This window comes from Streptomyces sp. BR123 (assembly GCF_013401435.1).
Taxonomy (GTDB): domain Bacteria; phylum Actinomycetota; class Actinomycetes; order Streptomycetales; family Streptomycetaceae; genus Streptomyces.
The window spans coordinates 1-18,918 of record NZ_JACBGN010000026.1 but is presented as its reverse complement, the minus strand read 5'-3'; the positions used below and the strand labels follow the sequence as shown (position 1 = coordinate 18,918).

Here is an 18,918-nt window from a genome sequence, read left to right as displayed (position 1 = left end):
TCGACAACGGATCGCCCCGGCAGCCCAGCGGCGGATCAGCGGATCAGCGGATCAGCGGATCAGGCGAAGACAGCGAGCGACTTCGCCTTGCCGCCCTTGCTCTCCACGAGCGCGAGCAGCTGCCCCTGCGGCCCGAAGACCGCGACGGTCCGACCGGCCTCGTACATGTCCGGCATCTCGATCCGCACGCCGTTGGCGAGCAGCGAGGCCCGCCGGGCGTCCAGGTCCCAGCGGGGGAACGCCGCGGCCGCCGCCTCGCCGATCGGCATGACGGTCAGCTCCTCCTGGAGCTGGTCCAGGGTGCGCGCCCGGTCGAGCTTGTACGGGCCCACACGGGTGCGCCGCAGCGCGGTCAGGTGCCCGCCGACGCCGAGGTCGGCGCCGAGGTCGCGGGCCAGGGCGCGGATGTACGTGCCGCTGGAGCAGACGACGGAGACGACGAGGTCGACGACCAGGGTGCCGTCCTCGGCCTCGGCCTCGCGCATGTCGTAGACCTGGAACGAGGAGATGGTCACCGGCCGGGCGGGGATCTCGAAGTCCTCGCCGTCGCGGGCGCGCTTGTACGAGCGCACGCCCTTGATCTTGATGGCGCTGACCTTGGACGGGACCTGCATGATCTCGCCGGTCAGTTTGGCGATGCCCGCGTCGACGGCCTCGCGGGTGACCCCGGAGGCGTCGGCGGAGGAGGTGATCTCGCCTTCCGCGTCGTCGGTCAGGGTGTTCTGGCCGAGACGGATCGTGCCGAGGTACTCCTTCTCCGTGAGCGCGAGGTGGCCGAGGAGCTTGGTGGCCTTCTCGACGCCCAGGACGAGCACGCCCGTCGCCATCGGGTCGAGCGTGCCCGCGTGGCCGACGCGGCGGGTCTTGGCGATCCCGCGCATCTTGGCGACCACGTCGTGCGAAGTGAAGCCGGACGGCTTGTCGACGATGACCAGGCCGTCCGGCGTCTTCCCTGCGTTGCTGCTCATTCGGCGGCTGCGTCCTCGTCGTCGCCGGGCTTCTTGTACGGGTCGGCCTCGCCGGCGTACTCGGCGCCCGAGGAGGCCTCGCGCACCGCGGCGTCGGAGCTCCGCGCCTTGTCGAGGAGGTCCTCGATCGTCCGCGCGTTGTCCGGGAGGGCGTCCGCCACGAAGGTGAGGGTGGGCGTGAACTTGGTCCCCGCCACCCGGCCGACCGCGGAGCGCAGCACGCCCTTGGCGCTCTCCAGGCCGGCAGCCGCGCTGGCCCGGTCCTCGTCGTCGCCGTACACCGTGTAGAAGACCGTGGCCTCCCGCAGGTCACCCGTGACCCGGGTGTCCGTGATCGTCACGTGCGTACCGAGGCGCGGGTCCTTGATGCCTCGCTGCAGCTTCTGGGCGACCACCTCCCGGATGAGGTCCGCCAGCTTCTTCGCCCGCGCATTGTCGGCCACTGGTCCGTCTCCTTCTTTCCTTGCATTCAGTCTTCATCACCGTGGAGCCGTCGGCGCACCGACAGCAGCTCCACTTCCGGACGTGCCGCGACCAGCCGCTCGCAGCGGTCCAGTACGTCCGAGAGGTACCCCGTGTCCCCGCTCACCAAGGCGACGCCGATGCGGGCCCTGCGGTGCAGATCCTGGTCGCCCACCTCTGCCGCGCTCACGGAGAACTTGCGTTGGAGCTCGGCGACGATGGGCCGGACGACGGAGCGTTTCTCCTTCAGCGAGTGGACGTCGCCGAGGAGCAGGTCGAAGGACAGAGTCCCCACGTACATGCAGTTCCGGATATCCCGCCGGTCCGGGTTCGGTGGCCTGCCGGCCGACTGGCGGCAGGGTCACCAGAACCGTACACGCAACGGCCGGGGCCGATCGACGGAAATAATCCGCCGACCGGCCCCGGTCACGACACGGTACGAACCGCCTCGCGCTTACGCGCGGGGCTTCTCGCGCATCTCGTAGGTCGCGATGATGTCGTCGATCTTGATGTCGTTGAAGTTTCCGAGGTTGATACCGCCCTCGAAGCCTTCGCGGATCTCGGTGACATCGTCCTTGAAGCGGCGCAGACCGGTGATCGTGAGGTTCTCTGCGACGACCTTGCCGTCGCGGAGCAGGCGCGCCTTGGTGTTGCGCTTGACCTCGCCGGAGCGGATGAGGACACCCGCGATGTTGCCCAGCTTGGACGAGCGGAAGACCTCGCGGACCTCCGCCGTACCGAGCTCGACCTCTTCGTACTCCGGCTTGAGCAGACCCTTCAGGGCCGCCTCGATCTCCTCGATGGCCTGGTAGATCACCGAGTAGTACCGGACGTCGACGCCCTCGCGCTCCGCCATCTGCGCGGCACGGCCGGCCGCACGGACGTTGTAGCCGATGACGATGGCGTCGGAGCCCATCGCCAGGTCGATGTCGGACTCGGTGACCGCACCCACACCGCGGTGCAGGACGCGGATGTCGACCTCTTCGCCGACGTCGAGCTGGAGCAGCGAGGACTCCAGGGCCTCGACCGCACCGGACGCGTCGCCCTTGATGATGAGGTTGAGTTCCTGGACCAGACCGGCCTTGAGCACGGAGTCGAGGTCCTCGAGGGACACGCGACGGACGCGCTTGGCGAAGTTGGCGTTGCGCTCGCGCGCCGCGCGCTTCTCGGCGATCTGGCGGGCCGTACGGTCCTCGTCGACGACGAGGAAGTTGTCGCCGGCGCCGGGGACGTTGGTGAGACCCAGGACCAGGACGGGGGTCGACGGACCCGCTTCCTCGACGTTGTTGCCCTTGTCGTCGAGCATCGCGCGGACACGGCCGTACGCGTCGCCCACGACCATCGTGTCGCCGATGCGCAGGGTTCCGCGCTGGACGAGGACGGTCGAGACGGCACCGCGGCCGCGGTCGAGGTGGGACTCGATCGCAATACCCTGGGCGTCCTGCTCGGGGTTGGCGCGCAGGTCGAGGGCGGCGTCCGCGGTCAGGACCACGGCCTCCAGCAGCTTGTCGATGTTCAGACCCTGCTTGGCAGAGATGTCGACGAACATCGTGTCGCCGCCGTACTCCTCGGCCACCAGACCGTACTCGGTCAGCTGACCGCGCACCTTGGTCGGGTCCGCGCCCTCGACGTCGATCTTGTTGACCGCGACCACGATCGGCACGTCGGCCGCCTTGGCGTGGTTCAGAGCCTCGATCGTCTGCGGCATGACACCGTCGTTGGCCGCCACCACGAGGATCGCGATGTCGGTCGACTTCGCACCGCGGGCACGCATGGCGGTGAACGCCTCGTGACCCGGGGTGTCGATGAAGGTGATCTTGCGGTCCTCTTCGTTGACCTGGGTCGCGACCTGGTAGGCACCGATGTGCTGGGTGATGCCGCCGGCCTCGCCCGCGACCACGTTGGTCTTGCGGATCGCGTCGAGGAGGCGGGTCTTGCCGTGGTCGACGTGACCCATGACGGTGACGACCGGCGGACGCGCCACGAGGAACTCCTCGCCGCCCTCGTCCTCGCCGAACTCGATGTCGAAGGACTCGAGCAGCTCGCGGTCCTCCTCCTCCGGGCTGACGATCTGAACCTCGTAGTTCATCTCGCCCGCGAGGAGCTGGAGGGTCGCGTCGGAGACGGACTGCGTGGCAGTGACCATCTCGCCGAGGTTCATCATGACCGCGACCAGCGACGCCGGGTTGGCGTTGATCTTCTCCGCGAAGTCGGTGAGGGACGCACCGCGCGACAGGCGAACGGTCTCGCCGTTGCCGCGGGGCAGCATCACGCCGCCGACGGACGGGGCCTGCATGGCCTCGTACTCCTGGCGCCGCTGCCGCTTCGACTTGCGGCCGCGACGGGCCGGACCGCCGGGACGGCCGAAGGCACCCTGCGTACCGCCGCGGGCACCCGGACCGCCGGGACGGCCGCCGAAGCCGCCGGGACGACCGCCGCCGCCACCGGCCGGGCCGCCGCCGAAGCCGCCGCCACCCGGACGCGGGCCGCCGAAGCCGCCGCCGGCCGGACGGGAGCCCGGACCGGCCGGACGGCCGGCGAAGCCGCCGCCGGGACGACCGGCGCCGCCGGGACGCGGACCGCCGGCACCGGGACGGCCGGGGCCGCCGCCGGGACGCGGGCCGGGACCGCCGGCAGCGGGACGCTGCGGCATCATGCCCGGGTTCGGACGGTTGCCGCCGGGGGCCGGACGCGGGCCGCCCTGCGGACGGGGCATGCCGCCCGGGGTCGGACGCGGGCCGCCGGGGGCCTGCGGACGCGGGGCACCGGGGCCGGCCTGCGGACGCGGAGCACCGCCACCGGGGCCGCCGGCGCCGGGGGCACCGGGGCGGGGGCCGCCGCCCGGACGGGGCGCCTGCGGGCGCGCCATGCCGGTGGAGCCGCCGGAGGTGAACGGGTTGTTGCCCGGACGGGGACCCGCCGGACGGCCACCCGGACGCGGAGCCTGGGCACCGGGCCGCGGGGCCTGGGCACCCGGGGTCGGGCCACCCGGACGCGGGGCGCCGGAACGCGCGCCCTGACCGGGGGCCGCGGGACGCTGCTGCGTCGGACGCGGGCCGGGGGTCGCGGCCGGACGCGCCGGAGCCGCCGGAGGCGCGGTGAACTCGGTCGCCACGGGCGCCGCCGGGGCGGGCTTCGGGGCGGCCGGAGCCTTCGGGCCGGGACGCGGGCCGGGCGTGGCCGGAGTCACCGGGGCAGGCGCTGCCGGAGCCTCGGCTGCGGCCGGCTTGGGGGCCGGTGCGCCGGGCTTCGGGGCGGCGGGACGTGCAATGGCACCCGGGGTGGGAACCCCGGGCTTGGCGGGGGCGGCCTTGCGAGGCGCACCCGGCTTCGCAGCGGACTTGCCGGCGCTGCCGCCGGGCCCCTGCAGTGCGTCAGTCAACTTGCGCACAACCGGCGCCTCGATCGTCGAGGACGCCGAACGGACAAACTCACCGAGTTCCTGGAGCTTGGCCATGACGACCTTGCTCTCTACACCGAACTCCTTGGCGAGTTCGTATACCCGGACCTTAGCCACTTCGCTCCTTTTAGGTCCGGGTTGCGCCGGACCGTCGCTACTTCATGGGCGTACTCATCGCGTACTCATCGAGTGCTCATCGCAATCTCGACCTACTTCCAACTCGCGAGGTACCTGACCGCACGGGAATCCGTGCCGTTGTGCTTCTTACGGTGTTGCCTCGGCCTGTGCGGCCACGGCTCTGCTCAGCCCGGCCGTGTCGAGTGCTCCCGGGGACCGGAAGGCCCGGGGGAACGCTCTGCGGCGGACCGCCTTGTCGAGACAGACCTCGGCAGGGTGCACGTAGGCACCCCGGCCGGGCAGCGTACCGCGTGGATCGGGGACGCATTCGTCCCCGATCGCCACGATGCGCAGCAGTTCGCTCTTGGCCGCTCGCTCCCGGCACCCCACACAGGTGCGTTCGGGGCATGCGCGGGCTTGCGTCCGGCCAGACACGGCTCAGTCTACCTCCCCGTGTCGACCTCGCCCCTTCGGGCGAAAAATCGAACGGACGTTGTCGCGATCTGCTGTCTTGATCTGTTGCCTTGAACCTGTGTACCGGGCGACAGCGCCGCCCGGTACCGGTTTTATTCCCCGCCCTGACCCGAGGCGTGCTCGGTGTCCGGGCGGATGTCGATGCGCCAGCCGGTCAGGCGCGCGGCGAGGCGGGCGTTCTGGCCCTCCTTGCCGATGGCCAGCGACAGCTGGTAGTCGGGCACGGTCACCCGGGCCGAGCGGGAGTCCCAGTCGACGACCTCGACCTTGCTCACCCGGGCGGGGGACAGGGCGTTCGCGACCATCTCCGCCGGATCGTCGGACCAGTCGACGATGTCGATCTTCTCGCCGTGCAGCTCGGCCATGACGTTGCGCACACGGGCGCCCATCGGGCCGATGCAGGCACCCTTCGGGTTGAGGCCCGAACGGGTGGACCGGACGGCGATCTTGGTGCGGTGGCCGGCCTCACGGGCGATCGCCGAGATCTCCACGCTGCCGTCCGCGATCTCCGGGACCTCCAGCGCGAAGAGCTTCTTCACGAGGTTCGGGTGGGTGCGCGACAGGGTCACGGACGGGCCGCGGACGCCCTTCGCCACCCGGACGACGTACGCCTTGAGGCGGAGGCCGTGCGGGTACTCCTCGCCGGGGACCTGCTCCTGCACGGGCAGGATGGCCTCCAGCTTGCCGATGTCGACCAGGACGTTCTTCGGGTCCTTGCCCTGCTGCACGACGCCGGTCATGATGTCGCCCTCGCGCCCGGCGAACTCGCCGAACGTCAGGTCGTCCTCCGCGTCGCGCAGACGCTGCAGGATCACCTGCTTGGCGGTGGTCGCGGCGATCCGGCCGAAGTCCGACGGAGTGTCGTCGAACTCCTTGGGCTCCTGCCCCTCCTCCAGGTCCCGCGGGTCCTCCGTCGCCCAGACGACGACGTGCCCGTTGGTGCGGTCCAGCTCCACGCGCGCCCGGCGGAAGCTGCCCTCGGTGCGGTGGTACGCGATGAGGAGGGCCGACTCGATCGCCTCGACGAGCAGGTCGAAGGAGATCTCCTTCTCCCGGACCAGACCCCGCAGGGCACTCATGTCGATGTCCACGGCTACGCCTCCTCTTCCTTCTTGTCCTTGCGGTTGAACTCGATCTCGACACGCGCCCTGGCGATGTCCGTGAACGCGATGCGGCGGGCGGTCGCCTTGCGGCCCTTCACGCCCGGAACCTCGAGGTCCATGCCCTCCTCGTCGACGCCGAGGATGCGGGCGACCAGGTCCCCGGCACCCTTCTCGCCTCCGGCGGACAGCTGGAACTTCACGAGGCGGCCGACGGCCCGTACGTAGTGGCGGTGCTCGGTCAGCGGACGGTCGGCGCCCGGGGAGCTCACCTCGAGGACGTACTCGCCCTCGCCCATCGCGTCGGTCTCGTCGAGCTTGTCGGAGACCTCGCGGCTCAGCTCCGCACACGCGTCCAGTTCCACGCCCTCGTCGGAGTCCACGATGATGCGCAGCATCCGGCGCTTTCCTGCCCTGGACAGCTCGATGTCCTCGAGGTCCAGGCCCTTGGCGGCGACGAGCGGCTCCAGCAATCCGCGCAGCCTGTCGCTCTGGGTGGTGCTCATCCGGGTGACTCCTCGGCCGCGTGTGCTGTTGTGGTGTACGTCGCGTGTCAGGTCAAAGGGTATCCGGTCGCGGAGGGTGTTGCCGTCAGCCGGGCGGACACGGCCCCGGGTACCGTGATCACACCCTGCCCGTACCACCCCCGAGGACGTCGCCGTGCCCTGGACCCCGCCCCCGAGGCCTTCGCGAAGGAGCCTGCTCGCCGGTGCCGCCGGCGCGGCGCTGCTCACCGGCTGTTCCGGCGCGCCCGCGGACACCGGCGCCACCGCCGGCGTTTCACTCGAACGGGGGATGCGCGAGGCGGCCGTGCGAGACAGTGAGCGGCTGCTGGAACGTTACGACGCCACCTCCGCCGCCCACCCGGCCCTCGCCGCACGGCTGGCCCCCCTGCGCTCGGCGGTCGCCGCGCACACGGCGGCGCTGGCCTCCCCCGCCTCCCCCTCCGCCTCGCGCACTCCCGGGACCGGATCGGCCAAGGGATCCGCCGCCCCCGCGCCGGACGGCGGCACTCCCGCCGCGAGCGCCGAGCCGGTTCCGCCGAAGGCCGAGGACGCGCTGGCCGCCCTGGCCGACGCCGAGCGCAGCCTGGCCGAGGCCCGGACCGTCGCCCTGGGCGGGGCGCCCGGGGAGCTGGCCCGGCTGCTCGCCTCGGTGGCCGCCTGCGGCGCCGTCCACACCCACCTGCTGACCTCGCCCCCGGGAGCCACGCCGTGAAGCCCTCGCCCTCCCCCGCCAACCGGGCCCTGGAGGCCGCGCAGTCCGCCCTCGCCGCCGAGCACGCGGCGGTCTACGGCTACGGGGTGATCGGCGCCCGGGCCGCGTCCCCCCGCGCAGCCGAGGCCCGCGAGGCGCACGGCACCCATGTCGCGCGCCGGGACGCGCTGGCGCGCACCGTGCGCGAGCTCGGCGGTACGCCCCGGGCCGCTGAACCGGCGTACGCCCTCCCGCACGAGGTGCGCAGCCCCGCCGACGCCGAGCGGCTGGCCGCCGAGATCGAGGACCGGGTGGCGGGCGCGTACTCCGATCTGGTGCGGGCCGCGGACGGCCGGCTGCGCCGCGAGGCGGCCGACGCGCTGAGCGCCGCGGCCGTGCGCGCGGCACGCTGGCGCGGTGTCGGCGTAGCCTTCCCTGGGCTCGCGGAGAAGCGCTGATCACGCGCACGGGCCCGGTCGAGCTGAAAGGGATCACGCACGCATGGCTTTCGAACCGCCGCAGCGGCTCGTACGGGCGCTCGGCGAGACGCCGGATTCGGCGGCCCGCACCGCGGACTGGCTGGAGCAGTTGCCCCGGCTCACCGAGGCGGCGCTGGCCCGGCGTGCGGTGGAGGCCGTGCGGGTCCAGGCCCCCGGCGGCCGCAGCAGCCTCGTCGTCCTCGTCCGGTACGCCGACGGCACCCCGGCCGCGCTGAAGCTCGCTCCCCCGCAGGCCCGGCCCGACCTGGAGCTGGCCGCGCTGGCGCACTGGGGCGGGTTCGGGGCCGTACGGGTCCTCGACACCCGCCAGAGCGCCGAGGACGGGGCCCTGCTGCTGGAGCGGCTCCACCCCGAGGTGTCCCTGCGGTCCCTGCCCGAGGCCAAGGCCGTACTGGAGGCCTGCGGCACGCTGCGCCGGCTGTGGGTGCAGCCGCCGGCCGGACACGCCTTCGAAACGGTCGCACAGCGCACCGCTCGGCAGGCCGAGGAGCTGCGCAAGGCCCCGCCGGAGGCCGCGGCGCTCGCGTCGGCGGCGCTGGAGGCCCGCGAGGAGCTGACCGCCGAGCCCGGCGAGGAGCTGCTGCTGCACGGGAACTTCCGGCAGGGCAAGGTGCTGGCGGGCGACCGGGCCCCGTGGCTGACGGTGGGACCGGACCCGCTGGTCGGCGAGCGTGCGTACGACCTCGCCCGGCTGGTCCGGGACCGGCTGGAGGACCTGGTCGCCTCCTCGGCGGGGGCGGCGGGCGCCCGCCGCCGGGTGAACAGGCTGGCCGACAGCCTGGAGGTGGACCGGGACCGGCTGCGGGGCTGGACGCTGTTCCGGGCCGCGGAGTCGGGCAACCGCGCGCTGGCCGCCGGGCGGCGCCGGGACGCGGAACTGCTCCTGGAGTTTGGCACCTGGTTGTAGGGCATACGGTAGGTAGAACGTATGCCCGGCAGGAGGCCGTCATGGTCCAGGAACTGCTTGCAGCGGGTGTCGCGGCGGGTCTGGCGGTGGTGGTGTACGCGGGTGCCGCGGCCCGGGTGGTGAGGCAGTACGAACGGGGCGTGGTCCTGCGCTTCGGCCGGCTGCGGACGGGTATCCGGCCCCCGGGTTTCACCATGGTCGTGCCCTTGGTCGACCGGATGCACAAGGTGAACATGCAGATCGTGACGATGCCGGTGCCGGCGCAGGAGGGCATCACCCGGGACAACGTCACGGTGCGGGTCGACGCGGTCGTGTACTTCAAGGTCGTGGACCCGGCCAGCGCGATCATCGAGGTGGAGGACTACCGCTTCGCGGTGTCGCAGATGGCGCAGACCTCTCTGCGCTCGATCATCGGCAAGTCCGACCTGGACGACCTGCTGTCCAACCGGGAGAAGCTGAACCAGGGCCTGGAGCTGATGATCGACAGCCCTGCCGTGGGGTGGGGCGTGCAGATCGACCGGGTCGAGATCAAGGACGTCTCGCTGCCGGAGACGATGAAGCGGTCGATGGCGCGGCAGGCGGAGGCCGACCGCGAGCGCCGGGCCCGGGTGATCAACGCGGACGCGGAGCTCCAGGCGTCGAAGAAGCTGGCCGAGGCGGCGGCGGTCATGTCGGACCAGCCGGCGGCGCTCCAGCTGCGGCTGCTGCAGACGGTGGTGGCGGTGGCCGCGGAGAAGAACTCCACGCTGGTGCTGCCGTTCCCGGTGGAGCTGCTGCGCTTCCTGGAGCGGGCGACACCCGGTTCGGCCGAGGCCCAGGCGGCCCAGCCCCGGCCGGCGGCAGGAGCCGACGCGGAAGGAGCGGGGGCGGACGCGGAAGCCGGGGCCGCTGCGGGAGCGGACGCCGGATACGAAGCCGTCGTCGCGTACGGCGCCGGGGCCGGGGCCCTGCCCGCCGTACCGGACCTGCCCCCCGGGGTGGACGCCGGTGTGCCCTCCGTGGCCGCGGCCGAGGACGGCTCCGAGGCCCTCGACCCCGAGCCCGTCGACCCCGAGCCCCTGTTCCCGGCCGACACCGACCGGGCGGCCGGACCGGCGGCCTGAGGGCCCGCCTGCTGCCCGGGCGGCAGCAGGCAGCAGGCAGCAGGCAGCAGGCAGCAGGCAGCAGGCAGCAGGCAGCAGGCAGCAGGCAGCAGGCAGCAGCGAACGGTTCAGCGGGCTTCGCGCAGGCGGTTCAGCGCCTCGTCCAGGGAGAGTTCCTCGCGGGCGCCGGTGGCGCGGTGCTGGAGTTCGACCACGGACTCGGCGGACCGGCGGCCCGCCACCACGATCCACGGCACGCCGATCAGCTCGGCGTCGGTGAGCTTCACGCCCGGCGAGAGGCCGGCCCGGTCGTCGAGCAGGACCCGCAGGCCGGACTCCGCCAGCGCCGAGGCCGCCGCTTCGGCGAGCGCCAGCTGCACGGCCTTGCCCGCCGCCACCACGTGGACGTCCGCGGGGGCCACCTCCGCCGGCCAGGACAGGCCGCGCTCGTCGGCGGTCTGCTCGGCCAGTGCCGCCACGGCCCGCGAGACGCCGATGCCGTAGCTGCCCATCGTGACCCGCACCGGCTTGCCCTCGCGGCCCAGCACGTCGAGCCCGAAGGCGTCCGCGTACTTGCGGCCGAGCTGGAAGATGTGGCCGACCTCGATGGCGCGGTCCAGCCTCAGCCCGGCACCGCACTGCGGGCAGGGGTCGCCGGGCTCCACGACGACCACGTCGAGGTAGCGGTCCACCTCGAAGTCGCGGCCGCAGACCACGTTCCGGGCGTGCGTGTCGGGCTTGTTGGCGCCCGTCACCCACGAAGTGCCGGGTGCGACACGGGGGTCGGCGATGTAGGGGACCTTGCCGAAGCCCTGCGGGCCCACGTAGCCGCGTACCAGGTCGGGGCGGTCGACGAAGTCCTCGGCCGTCACCAGCTCCACCACCGCCGGGGCGAGGTGCTCGCCCAGCTTGCCGAGGTCCACCTCGCGGTCCCCGGGCACGCCGACGGCCGTGATCTCGCCGTCGACCTTCACCAGCAGGTTCTTCAGCGTGGCCGACGCGGGCACGCCGAGGTGGGCCGCCAGCGTCTCGATCGTCGGGGTGTCGGGGGTGGGGATCTCCTCCAGCGGGGGGTGGCCGGCGCCCGCCTCCGCGGCGGACTCCGGGACGAAGGCCACCGCCTCGGTGTTGGCCGCGTAGTCGCAGGCGGGGCAGTCCACGAAGGTGTCCTCGCCGGCCGCCGCGGGCGCCAGGAACTCCTCCGACGCGGAGCCGCCCATCGCGCCGGAGACCGCCGAGACGATCCGGTGGTCGAGGCCGAGACGGGTGAAGATGCGCTGGTACGCGGCCCGGTGGAGGGCGTAGGACTCGGCCAGCCCCTCGTCGCTGACATCGAAGGAGTACGAGTCCTTCATCTGGAACTCGCGGCCGCGCAGCACCCCGGAGCGGGGCCGGGCCTCGTCGCGGTACTTGGTCTGGATCTGGTAGAGCATCACCGGCAGGTCCTTGTAGGACGTGCACTGGTCCTTCACGACGAGGGTGAAGATCTCCTCGTGGGTGGGGCCGAGCAGGTAGTCCGCGCCCTTGCGGTCCCTGAGCCGGAACAGCAGGTCGCCGTATTCCGACCAGCGCCCGCTGACCTCGTAGGGCTCCTTCGGCAGCAGGGCCGGGAGCAGCACCTCCTGGCCGCCGATCGCGTCCATCTCCTCCCGGACGATGCGCGAGACGTTGTCCAGGACCCGCTTGCCGAGCGGCAGCCAGGTCCACACCCCGGCCGAGCTGCGGCGGACGTATCCGGCGCGGACGAGGAGGCGGTGGCTGAGGGTCTCGGCGTCGGCCGGATCCTCGCGGAGGGTCCTGGCCATGAGGCGGGACATGCGCTGAACGGATTGCGTTGCCATGACGGGAGGCTACCGGTGGACCGCGGGCGGCCCGAAGCCATTTCAGGGCCTGCGCAGCGGCAGCGGGGCGCCCATGACGGCGTACGGCATGCTCGCGCTCGGGAAGTGCACCTGGCGGGCGAGGTCGGTGTAGCCGAGGGCGCGGTAGAGCCGGCGGGCCGGGCTCTCGGCGTCGACGGCGGAGAGGATCGAGCGGGGCTCCTCGGCGCTGTCGGTGATCCGGGTGATGAGGGCGCGGCCGACGCCGCGGCCCTGGAAGCCGGGGTGGACGTGCAGCTCGGTGATGACGAAGGAGTCGTCGAGCCAGCCGTCGTGGCCCGCGGCCCGCAGGTACGGCTCGACGATCGAGGACCACCAGTACGTGCGGTCGTTCGGCATCCCGTAGACGAATCCGGCGAGGGCCCCGTCGTCGGTGAACGCGCCGAGGGCCCGGGCTCCGCGGCAGGTCATGTGGCGCTGGACGATGTAGCGCCGGATGCCGATCTCCTCCTCGCTGAGCCCGAAGGCCACGGCCTGCACGCGCAGGGCCTCGTCGACGCGCGCGGCGAGGTCGAGGGGGCCGATGCTCAGTCCTGCGGGCCGGGCGGGGACGTCGCCCTCGGGGGTAGGCAGCATGCGGTGACCTTACTCGGCGGTCCCGGCCCGCCGGTATGCCCGGGCGGGTGCCAGGGGGGAGTTCCCGCCGACCGTGCCGGCGGCCGCCCGGTGCTCTGACCGGAAGGGTTCACCTCCTCACGGCGCCCGGCACGGCGCCTCGCTGCGTCGTCGGACCGGGCGAGCACGCCGGGTACGAGCTGCGGTCCTCTGCCTCGCGGTGCACCGCACCGGACGCCGCGGGCCGGCAAGGCTTCCGGCGGGAGCGCTAGAACAGAACGCTCATGAACGCGCCGACCTCGCGGAAGCCGACGCGCCGGTACGCCGCCCGGGCGGCGGTGTTGAAATCGTTGACGTACAGGCTGACCACGGGCGCGACGTCGCGCAGCGCGAAGTCGACGACGGCGGCCATGCCGGTCTCGGAGTGGCCGCGGCCGCGGAACTCGGGAGCCACCCACACGCCCTGGACCTGGCAGGCGGAGGCGGTCGCGGCGCCGATCTCCGCCTTGAAGACGACCTTGCCGTTCTCGACGCGGGCGAAGGAGCGGCCGGAACCGACCAGCTCGGCGACCCGGGCCTGGTAGAGGAGGCCGCCGTCGCCGGCCAGCGGGGAGACGCCGACCTCCTCGGTGAACATGGCCACGCAGGCGGGCATGATCAGCTCCATCTCGTCCTTGCGGATCCGGCGGACGAGCGGGTCGGGCCGTACGTCGGAGGACGGCCGTTCGGTGACCATGAGCGGCTGGTGGGACCGGACCTCGCGGGCGGGGCCCCAGCTGGGCTCCAGGAGCCGCCACAGCAGTCCGGTGGCCTCGGCGGGGCCGACGATGGAGGAGCATCGGCGGCCCGTGCGCCGGGCGCGGTCGGCGAAGGCCCGTACGGCGTCGGGGCCGGCGCAGACGGGGACGAGGTTGGCGCCCGCGTAGCACAGGGAGCGCAGCTCACCGCCCGCGTAGTAGCCCCACATCTCGCCCCCCAGGCGCCACGGGTCGAGTCCGGCGACCTGGACCCGGGAGGTGACGAAGGCGTTCTCGACCGGTTCGCGCTCCAGGATCGCGAGCGCGGCCTCGAGATCGCTGGGCTCAAGGACCCGCGTGGTGGTCTGCGTCAACACTGGGGCCTCACCTACAGGGCTGCTGATCTGTCGAACTGTACCCGCCGGGCGGGGGGAGCGCCCGGCCGCAGCGGTCACGAAAAGGCCGCGGCCCCGCCCGCGAGCTGCGGGAACGGGGCCGGGGCCGGTGCGTGCCGGGTACTGCGTGCTGGGTGCCGGGGGGGGGCCGGCGGGGTGGCTCAGACGCCGATGGCGACGGTGGGCTCGCCGGAGGCGACGCCGTCCTTCTCCATCTGCTCGGCGATCTTCATCGCCTCCTCGATGAGGGTCTCCACGATCTTCGACTCGGGGACGGTCTTGATGACCTCGCCCTTGACGAAGATCTGGCCCTTGCCATTGCCGGAGGCGACGCCGAGGTCGGCCTCGCGGGCCTCGCCCGGGCCGTTGACGACGCAGCCCATGACCGCGACGCGGAGCGGGACCTCCATGCCGGTGAGGCCTGCGGTGACCTCCTCGGCGAGCTTGTAGACGTCGACCTGGGCGCGCCCGCAGGACGGGCAGGAGACGATCTCCAGGCGGCGCGGCTTGAGGTTCAGCGACTCCAGGATCTGGCGGCCGACCTTGACCTCCTCGACCGGCGGGGCCGAGAGGGAGACGCGGATGGTGTCGCCGATGCCCTCGGAGAGCAGGGCGCCGAAGGCGACGGCGGACTTGATGGTGCCCTGGAAGGCGGGGCCGGCCTCGGTGACGCCGAGGTGCAGCGGGTAGTCGCACTGGGCGGCCAGCTGGCGGTAGGCGTTGACCATCACGACCGGGTCGTTGTGCTTGACCGAGATCTTGATGTCGCGGAAGCCGTGCTCCTCGAAGAGGGAGGCCTCCCACAGCGCGGACTCGACCAGCGCCTCGGGGGTGGCCTTGCCGTACTTCTGCAGCAGGCGGCGGTCGAGGGAGCCGGCGTTGACGCCGATGCGGATCGGGGTGCCGGCGTCGCCGGCGGCCTTCGCGATCTCCTTGACCTTGTCGTCGAACTGCTTGATGTTGCCCGGGTTCACGCGGACGGCGGCGCAGCCGGCGTCGATCGCGGCGAACACGTACTTGGGCTGGAAGTGGATGTCGGCGATGACCGGGATCTGCGACTTCTTCGCGATGACGGCGAGGGCGTCGGCGTCGTCCTGGGTCGGGCAGGCCACGCGGACGATCTCGCAGCCGGACGCGGTCAGCTCCGCGATCTGCTGGAGCGTGGCGCCGATGTCGGAGGTACGGGTGGTGGTCATGGACTGCACCGACACGGGTGCGTCGCCACCGACGGCGACCGTGCCGACCTGGATCTTGCGGCTGACCCTGCGGTCGGCAAGCTTCGTCGGCACGGACGGCATTCCGAGAGAGATGGCAGTCATCTGCAGTGCAACCCCAAGGTGTGGATCGAGGTCCCGAGATCGGCGGGCTCCGGCTTCGAGGTTACGCCAACGTGGGCGCCGCCCTTGCATCCGAGGCGGCCGGGCACCCGTACGCGACGGGCCGGGCACGTATCGTGCCCGGCCCGTCGCGCGCCCGGCGCTCGTGCGGTCGAATCAGGTGATCTTGATCGGGTTCACCACGTCGGCCACGAGGACGAGCAGCGTGAAGCAGACGAACACGCCGGCCACCACGTATGCGGCGGGCATCAGCTTCGCCACGTCGAACGGGCCGGGGTCGGGCCGGCGGAAGACCTTGGCCACCGCGCGCCGCACCGACTCCCACAGGGCCCCCGCGATGTGCCCGCCGTCGAGCGGCAGCAGCGGGAGCATGTTGAACAGGAACAGGGAGAGGTTGAAGTAGCCGACGAGCTGGAGGAAGAACACCAGCCGGTCGGTGGCCGGGATGTCCAGGGTGGCGATCTCGCCGCTGATCCGGGCCGCGCCGACGATGCCCATCGGGGAGTCGGGTTCGCGCTCGGCACCGTCGAAGGCGGCGTTCCACAGCCCCGGGACCTTGGCGGGCAGCTTGAGCAGCCCCTCCAGGCTCCGGTCGACCTCCTCGCCCATGTGGCTGACGGACTGGCCGAAGGTCAGGGGTGTGGTCTCGTTCTTCGGGCTGAAGCCGAGCCAGCCGGCCGTGACGTACTCGCCCTTGACGTAGCCGCCGTGGCCGTCGGTCTTGGCCACCCGGTTCTCGATCAGCGTGACGGGCAGGGTGAGGCGCTGCCCGTCCCGCTCGACGGTGACGGTGGCGGGGCCGACGGTGTCGCGGATCCGCTTCTGCAGGGTGGACCAGTCGGACACGGCGCGCCCGTCGAAGGCGACGATCCGGTCGTCCGCGCGCAGGCCGGCGGCCTTGGCGGGGGCGACCGGGTCGCCGTCCTTGCAGACCTCGCGCTTCTCGCTCTGCTGGATGACGCACGGCGAGACGCTGGCGATCTTCGTGGTGGTCTGGTTGACGCCGAAGGTCGTCCAGACGCCGAAGAAGACCGCGAGCGCCAGCACCAGGTTCATGAACGGGCCGGCGAACATCACGATGACGCGCTTCCACGGCTTGCGCGTGTAGAAGAGCCGCGTCTCGTCGCCCGGCTGGAGCTCCTCGTACGCCGCCGAGCGGGCGTCCTCGATCATCGAGCGGAACGGGGAGGTCGACCGGGCGGTGACCTTGCCGTCGTCGCCGGGCGGGAACATTCCGATCATGCGGATGTAGCCGCCCATCGGGATGGCCTTGATCCCGTACTCCGTCTCGCCCTTGTGCCGGGACCAGATGGTCGGGCCGAAACCGACCATGTACTGGGGCACGCGGATGCCGAAGAGCTTGGCCGTGGAGAGGTGGCCCAGCTCGTGCCAGGCGATCGAGACGAGCAGCCCGAATACGAAGATGAGTATGCCGAGCACCGTCATGAGTGCTGTCATGCGCGCGCCTCCAGGGCGGCCCGTGCCGCCGTTTCCCGTGCCCGGGCCCTGGCCCAGGTCTCCGCTTCGAGGACGTCCTCCACGGTGAGGGAAGTTCCCGTGTCCGGCGTCCCGTGCTCATCGACCACGGCAGAGACCGTATCCATGATTGCTGTGAACGGCAGCCGACCGGCCAGGAACGCGTCCACGCACTCCTCGTTCGCCGCATTGAAGACGGCGGGGGCGGTGGAGCCGAGCGTGCCCACGTGCCGGGCCAGGTCCACGGCCGGGAAGGCCTCGGTGTCGAGGGGGAAGAACTCCCAGGTGGACGCCTTGGTCCAGTCGAAGGCGGGGGCGGCGTCCGGGACGCGCTGCGGCCAGCCGAGGCCGATCGCGATGGGGCCGCGCATGTCCGGCGGGGTCGCCTGGGCGAGGGTGGAGCCGTCGGAGAACTCCACCATCGAGTGCACGTAGGACTGGGGGTGGACGACGACCTCGATGCGGTCGAAGGGGATGTCGTAGAGCAGGTGCGCCTCGATGACCTCCAGCCCCTTGTTGACCAGGGTCGCCGAGTTGACGGTGATGACCGGGCCCATCGCCCAGGTGGGGTGCGCGAGCGCGTCCTCGACGGTGACGGCCGCCAGCTCGGCGCGGGTGCGGCCGCGGAAGGGGCCGCCGGAGGCGGTGACCACGAGCTTGCGGACGTCGGCCCGCGTGCCGGCGGCCAGCGCCTGGAAGAGGGCGGCGTGCTCGGAGTCGACCGGGATGATCTGCCCGGGCTGCGCGAGCTCCTTGACCAGCGGGCCGCCGACGATCAGCGACTCCTTGTTGGCCAGGGCGAGGGTCCGGCCCGCCCTCAGCGCCGCGAGGGTGGGTGCGAGGCCGATGGAGCCGGTGATGCCGTTGAGGACGGTGTGGCACGCGGAGCCGGCGAGTTCGGTCGCGGCGTCCGGCCCGGCCAGGATCTCGGGCAGCGGCTCGGAGGCTCCGTAGGCGGCGCTCAGCGCCTCTTTCAGGGCCGGTACGGCGTCCTCGCGGGCCACGGCCACGGCATGGACCCGCAGCTGTCGGGCCTGCTCGGCCAGCAGCCCCGGGCGCCCGCCCGCAGCGGACAGCGCGGTCACCCGGAACCGCTCCGGGTTGCGCAGGGCCAGGTCGATGGCCTGGGTGCCGATGGACCCGGTGGAGCCGAGGACGACGACGTCCCGGCGGCCGGCCGCGGCGTCGAAGAGGAGGTGCGGATCGGCGAGGGGGGCTGGACTGTCGCTCATCCCCCCATTGTCGCGGCAACTCAGGAGCGCTCGGACACGGAGTCCCCGCAGGCGTCCCCGCCCGGGTCCCCGCGCAGCACTCCGGCGAGGAGCTCGGGCAGGGTGCCGACGCAGTCGGGCAGCGCGCGGGCGGCGGCCCACCAGGCGTCGGGGTCCGTGCCGAGCGCGGCGTGGCACAGCCGGTCGGCCTCGGCGCGGGCGGCGAGGACGGCATCGGGCCGGTCGTGCCGGTCGGGATGGTCGGTGTCGCCCAGCCAGTGGTCCTCGTCCAGGGCCCACGCGGCGGGCGCCTTGTGCCGGACGATGTCGGCGCCGGCGAGCACGCCGCGGTCCAGGCAGGCCCGGACCCAGCGGATGTCCTCGCGCAGGTCGCCCATGGCGTTGGGCACCCCGAGGCTGGCCAGGGCCAGCTCGCGGTCGACGCCGCCGGCGGCCGGCCGCGCCGGGCCGGGGGCGAGGGCCTCGACGGCCTGCGCGAGGCCGGGTATCCCGCCCCCGGGGTGCGGGCGGGGTGCGGCCCCGGCGGCCACCGCGGTCGCCAGCTCGGGCAGGGTGCCGCGGAATCCGGGGGCGTGGCGGCGGAGTTCGGCCCACAGCCGCGGGTCGTCGCCGAGCGCCGGGCGCAGCACCCGGGTCAGGGCGGCGCGCATCCCGGCCCGTTCGGCGAGATTCCAGCCGAGGCTCCCGGCGGCCCGCAGCTGCCCGAGGAGCAGGGCGCGGTGGGCCGGGGCCACGGCCGCCGCGAGCTCGTCGAAGGTCAGGGTGCCGGTGCGGACGGCGCGGACCGCCGGCCGGTGCCAGCCGGGCCCGTACGCCTCCTGCGCACGGGTGTCGAGCAGGGCGAGGCAGGTCTGCCGGTCGAGCTCTCCGACGAGCAGCAGCGCTTCGGCGGAGCCGGGCGGCAGCGGGGAGCGGGCGTGCTCGCGCAGCAGCAGGGCGGGGTCGAGCCCGTGCTCCAGGGTGAGGACGTCGAGCGGGATCCGCGGCCGGCGGCGGCCGTGCCGGCGCAGCAGGGCGATCACCTCGGCGCCGGTCAGCGGCGGCTGCGGATCCCGCCCGAGTTCGGCGCCGAGGGTGGCGAGCAGGGCGGGCGAGGGGC

Annotated in this window: 18 protein-coding genes; 4 read left to right on the top strand and 14 right to left on the bottom strand. The window is 72.9% G+C overall.

Features of this window, described 5'->3' with window-relative positions:
* Positions 1–59: 59 nt before the first annotated feature.
* The 7 genes from truB to rimP all read right to left on the bottom strand — a co-directional run bounded on the left by truB (position 60) and on the right by rimP (position 7,027).
* On the bottom strand, positions 60–968 hold the full coding sequence (gene truB, locus HYE82_RS06795; RefSeq protein ID WP_179173023.1) for a tRNA pseudouridine(55) synthase TruB: 909 nt from the start codon (positions 966–968) through the stop codon (positions 60–62).
* Positions 965–1,411, bottom strand: coding sequence for a 30S ribosome-binding factor RbfA (gene rbfA / locus HYE82_RS06790; RefSeq protein WP_179173022.1), 447 nt, complete (start codon positions 1,409–1,411; stop codon positions 965–967). The genes truB and rbfA overlap by 4 nt, the downstream gene beginning before the upstream one ends.
* Before the next feature lie 26 nt (positions 1,412–1,437).
* Positions 1,438–1,731, bottom strand: coding sequence for a DUF503 domain-containing protein (locus tag HYE82_RS06785; protein WP_054223643.1), 294 nt, complete (start codon positions 1,729–1,731; stop codon positions 1,438–1,440).
* 153 nt (positions 1,732–1,884) lie between these two features.
* Positions 1,885–4,947, bottom strand: coding sequence for a translation initiation factor IF-2 (gene infB, locus HYE82_RS38880; protein ID WP_179173021.1), 3,063 nt, complete (start codon positions 4,945–4,947; stop codon positions 1,885–1,887).
* 147 nt (positions 4,948–5,094) lie between these two features.
* Positions 5,095–5,382, bottom strand: coding sequence for a YlxR family protein (locus tag HYE82_RS06775; RefSeq protein ID WP_179173020.1), 288 nt, complete (start codon positions 5,380–5,382; stop codon positions 5,095–5,097).
* A 131-nt stretch (positions 5,383–5,513) separates the two neighbouring features.
* Positions 5,514–6,512 carry a transcription termination factor NusA gene (gene nusA / locus HYE82_RS06770; RefSeq protein WP_179173019.1) on the bottom strand — a complete coding sequence of 333 codons (999 nt, stop codon included), beginning with the start codon at positions 6,510–6,512 and terminating at the stop codon, positions 5,514–5,516.
* A 2-nt stretch (positions 6,513–6,514) separates the two neighbouring features.
* The gene (rimP, locus tag HYE82_RS06765; protein ID WP_179173018.1) at positions 6,515–7,027 is read right to left on the bottom strand and encodes a ribosome maturation factor RimP; all 513 of its coding nucleotides are present in this window, start codon (positions 7,025–7,027) and stop codon (positions 6,515–6,517) included.
* 154 nt (positions 7,028–7,181) lie between these two features.
* Here rimP and HYE82_RS06760 point away from each other — a divergent pair, with 154 nt between their 5' ends.
* From HYE82_RS06760 to HYE82_RS06745, 4 genes are read left to right on the top strand one after another with little or no spacing between them, the layout of a single operon-like run.
* A complete protein-coding gene (locus HYE82_RS06760) occupies positions 7,182–7,739 on the top strand; it encodes a hypothetical protein (protein ID WP_179173017.1) in 558 nt (185 codons plus the stop codon).
* Complete coding sequence (locus tag HYE82_RS06755) at positions 7,736–8,176, top strand: ferritin-like domain-containing protein (RefSeq protein WP_309144222.1); 441 nt, start codon at positions 7,736–7,738, stop codon at positions 8,174–8,176. Before HYE82_RS06760 ends, HYE82_RS06755 begins: the two co-directional genes overlap by 4 nt.
* A gap of 43 nt (positions 8,177–8,219) precedes the next feature.
* Positions 8,220–9,125, top strand: a complete 906-nt coding sequence (locus HYE82_RS06750) for an aminoglycoside phosphotransferase family protein (RefSeq protein WP_179173016.1) — start codon at positions 8,220–8,222, stop codon at positions 9,123–9,125.
* A gap of 41 nt (positions 9,126–9,166) precedes the next feature.
* A complete protein-coding gene (locus tag HYE82_RS06745; RefSeq protein ID WP_179173015.1) occupies positions 9,167–10,228 on the top strand; it encodes a slipin family protein in 1,062 nt (353 codons plus the stop codon).
* A 107-nt stretch (positions 10,229–10,335) separates the two neighbouring features.
* On the opposite strand, the gene HYE82_RS06740 is transcribed toward HYE82_RS06745, so the two are convergent.
* The 7 genes from HYE82_RS06740 to HYE82_RS06710 all read right to left on the bottom strand — a co-directional run.
* Positions 10,336–12,048 (bottom strand): proline--tRNA ligase, encoded by a 1,713-nt coding sequence (locus HYE82_RS06740; RefSeq protein ID WP_179173014.1) that lies wholly within the window; start codon positions 12,046–12,048, stop codon positions 10,336–10,338.
* 42 nt (positions 12,049–12,090) lie between these two features.
* Positions 12,091–12,663 (bottom strand): GNAT family N-acetyltransferase, encoded by a 573-nt coding sequence (locus tag HYE82_RS06735; RefSeq protein ID WP_179173013.1) that lies wholly within the window; start codon positions 12,661–12,663, stop codon positions 12,091–12,093.
* Positions 12,664–12,910: 247 nt separating this feature from the next.
* A complete protein-coding gene (locus tag HYE82_RS06730) occupies positions 12,911–13,756 on the bottom strand; it encodes a GNAT family N-acetyltransferase (RefSeq protein ID WP_179173012.1) in 846 nt (281 codons plus the stop codon).
* Positions 13,757–13,935: 179 nt separating this feature from the next.
* The gene (gene ispG, locus HYE82_RS06725; RefSeq protein ID WP_179173011.1) at positions 13,936–15,093 is read right to left on the bottom strand and encodes a flavodoxin-dependent (E)-4-hydroxy-3-methylbut-2-enyl-diphosphate synthase; all 1,158 of its coding nucleotides are present in this window, start codon (positions 15,091–15,093) and stop codon (positions 13,936–13,938) included.
* A gap of 174 nt (positions 15,094–15,267) precedes the next feature.
* Positions 15,268–16,569 carry an RIP metalloprotease gene (locus HYE82_RS06720; RefSeq protein ID WP_179173010.1) on the bottom strand — a complete coding sequence of 434 codons (1,302 nt, stop codon included), beginning with the start codon at positions 16,567–16,569 and terminating at the stop codon, positions 15,268–15,270.
* The gene (dxr, locus tag HYE82_RS06715; RefSeq protein WP_179173009.1) at positions 16,566–17,819 is read right to left on the bottom strand and encodes a 1-deoxy-D-xylulose-5-phosphate reductoisomerase; all 1,254 of its coding nucleotides are present in this window, start codon (positions 17,817–17,819) and stop codon (positions 16,566–16,568) included. Before dxr ends, HYE82_RS06720 begins: the two co-directional genes overlap by 4 nt.
* Before the next feature lie 20 nt (positions 17,820–17,839).
* Positions 17,840–18,918, bottom strand: a 1,079-nt coding sequence (locus tag HYE82_RS06710) for a hypothetical protein (protein ID WP_218782330.1), incomplete at its 5' end; no start/stop codon positions are given.

Bases quoted from the DNA above. Each gene is read 5' to 3' on its own strand.
- HYE82_RS06735 (WP_179173013.1), bottom strand. From the start codon at position 12,663: ATGCTGCCTACCCCCGAGGGCGACGTCCCCGCCCGGCCCGCAGGACTG.
- HYE82_RS06740 (WP_179173014.1), bottom strand. From the start codon at position 12,048: ATGGCAACGCAATCCGTTCAGCGCATGTCCCGCCTCATGGCCAGGACC.
- rimP (WP_179173018.1), bottom strand. From the start codon at position 7,027: ATGAGCACCACCCAGAGCGACAGGCTGCGCGGATTGCTGGAGCCGCTC.
- dxr (WP_179173009.1), bottom strand. From the start codon at position 17,819: ATGAGCGACAGTCCAGCCCCCCTCGCCGATCCGCACCTCCTCTTCGAC.
- HYE82_RS06720 (WP_179173010.1), bottom strand. From the start codon at position 16,569: ATGACAGCACTCATGACGGTGCTCGGCATACTCATCTTCGTATTCGGG.
- ispG (WP_179173011.1), bottom strand. From the start codon at position 15,093: ATGACTGCCATCTCTCTCGGAATGCCGTCCGTGCCGACGAAGCTTGCC.
- HYE82_RS06745 (WP_179173015.1), top strand. From the start codon at position 9,167: ATGGTCCAGGAACTGCTTGCAGCGGGTGTCGCGGCGGGTCTGGCGGTG.
- HYE82_RS06750 (WP_179173016.1), top strand. From the start codon at position 8,220: ATGGCTTTCGAACCGCCGCAGCGGCTCGTACGGGCGCTCGGCGAGACG.
- truB (WP_179173023.1), bottom strand. From the start codon at position 968: ATGAGCAGCAACGCAGGGAAGACGCCGGACGGCCTGGTCATCGTCGAC.
- HYE82_RS06785 (WP_054223643.1), bottom strand. From the start codon at position 1,731: ATGTACGTGGGGACTCTGTCCTTCGACCTGCTCCTCGGCGACGTCCAC.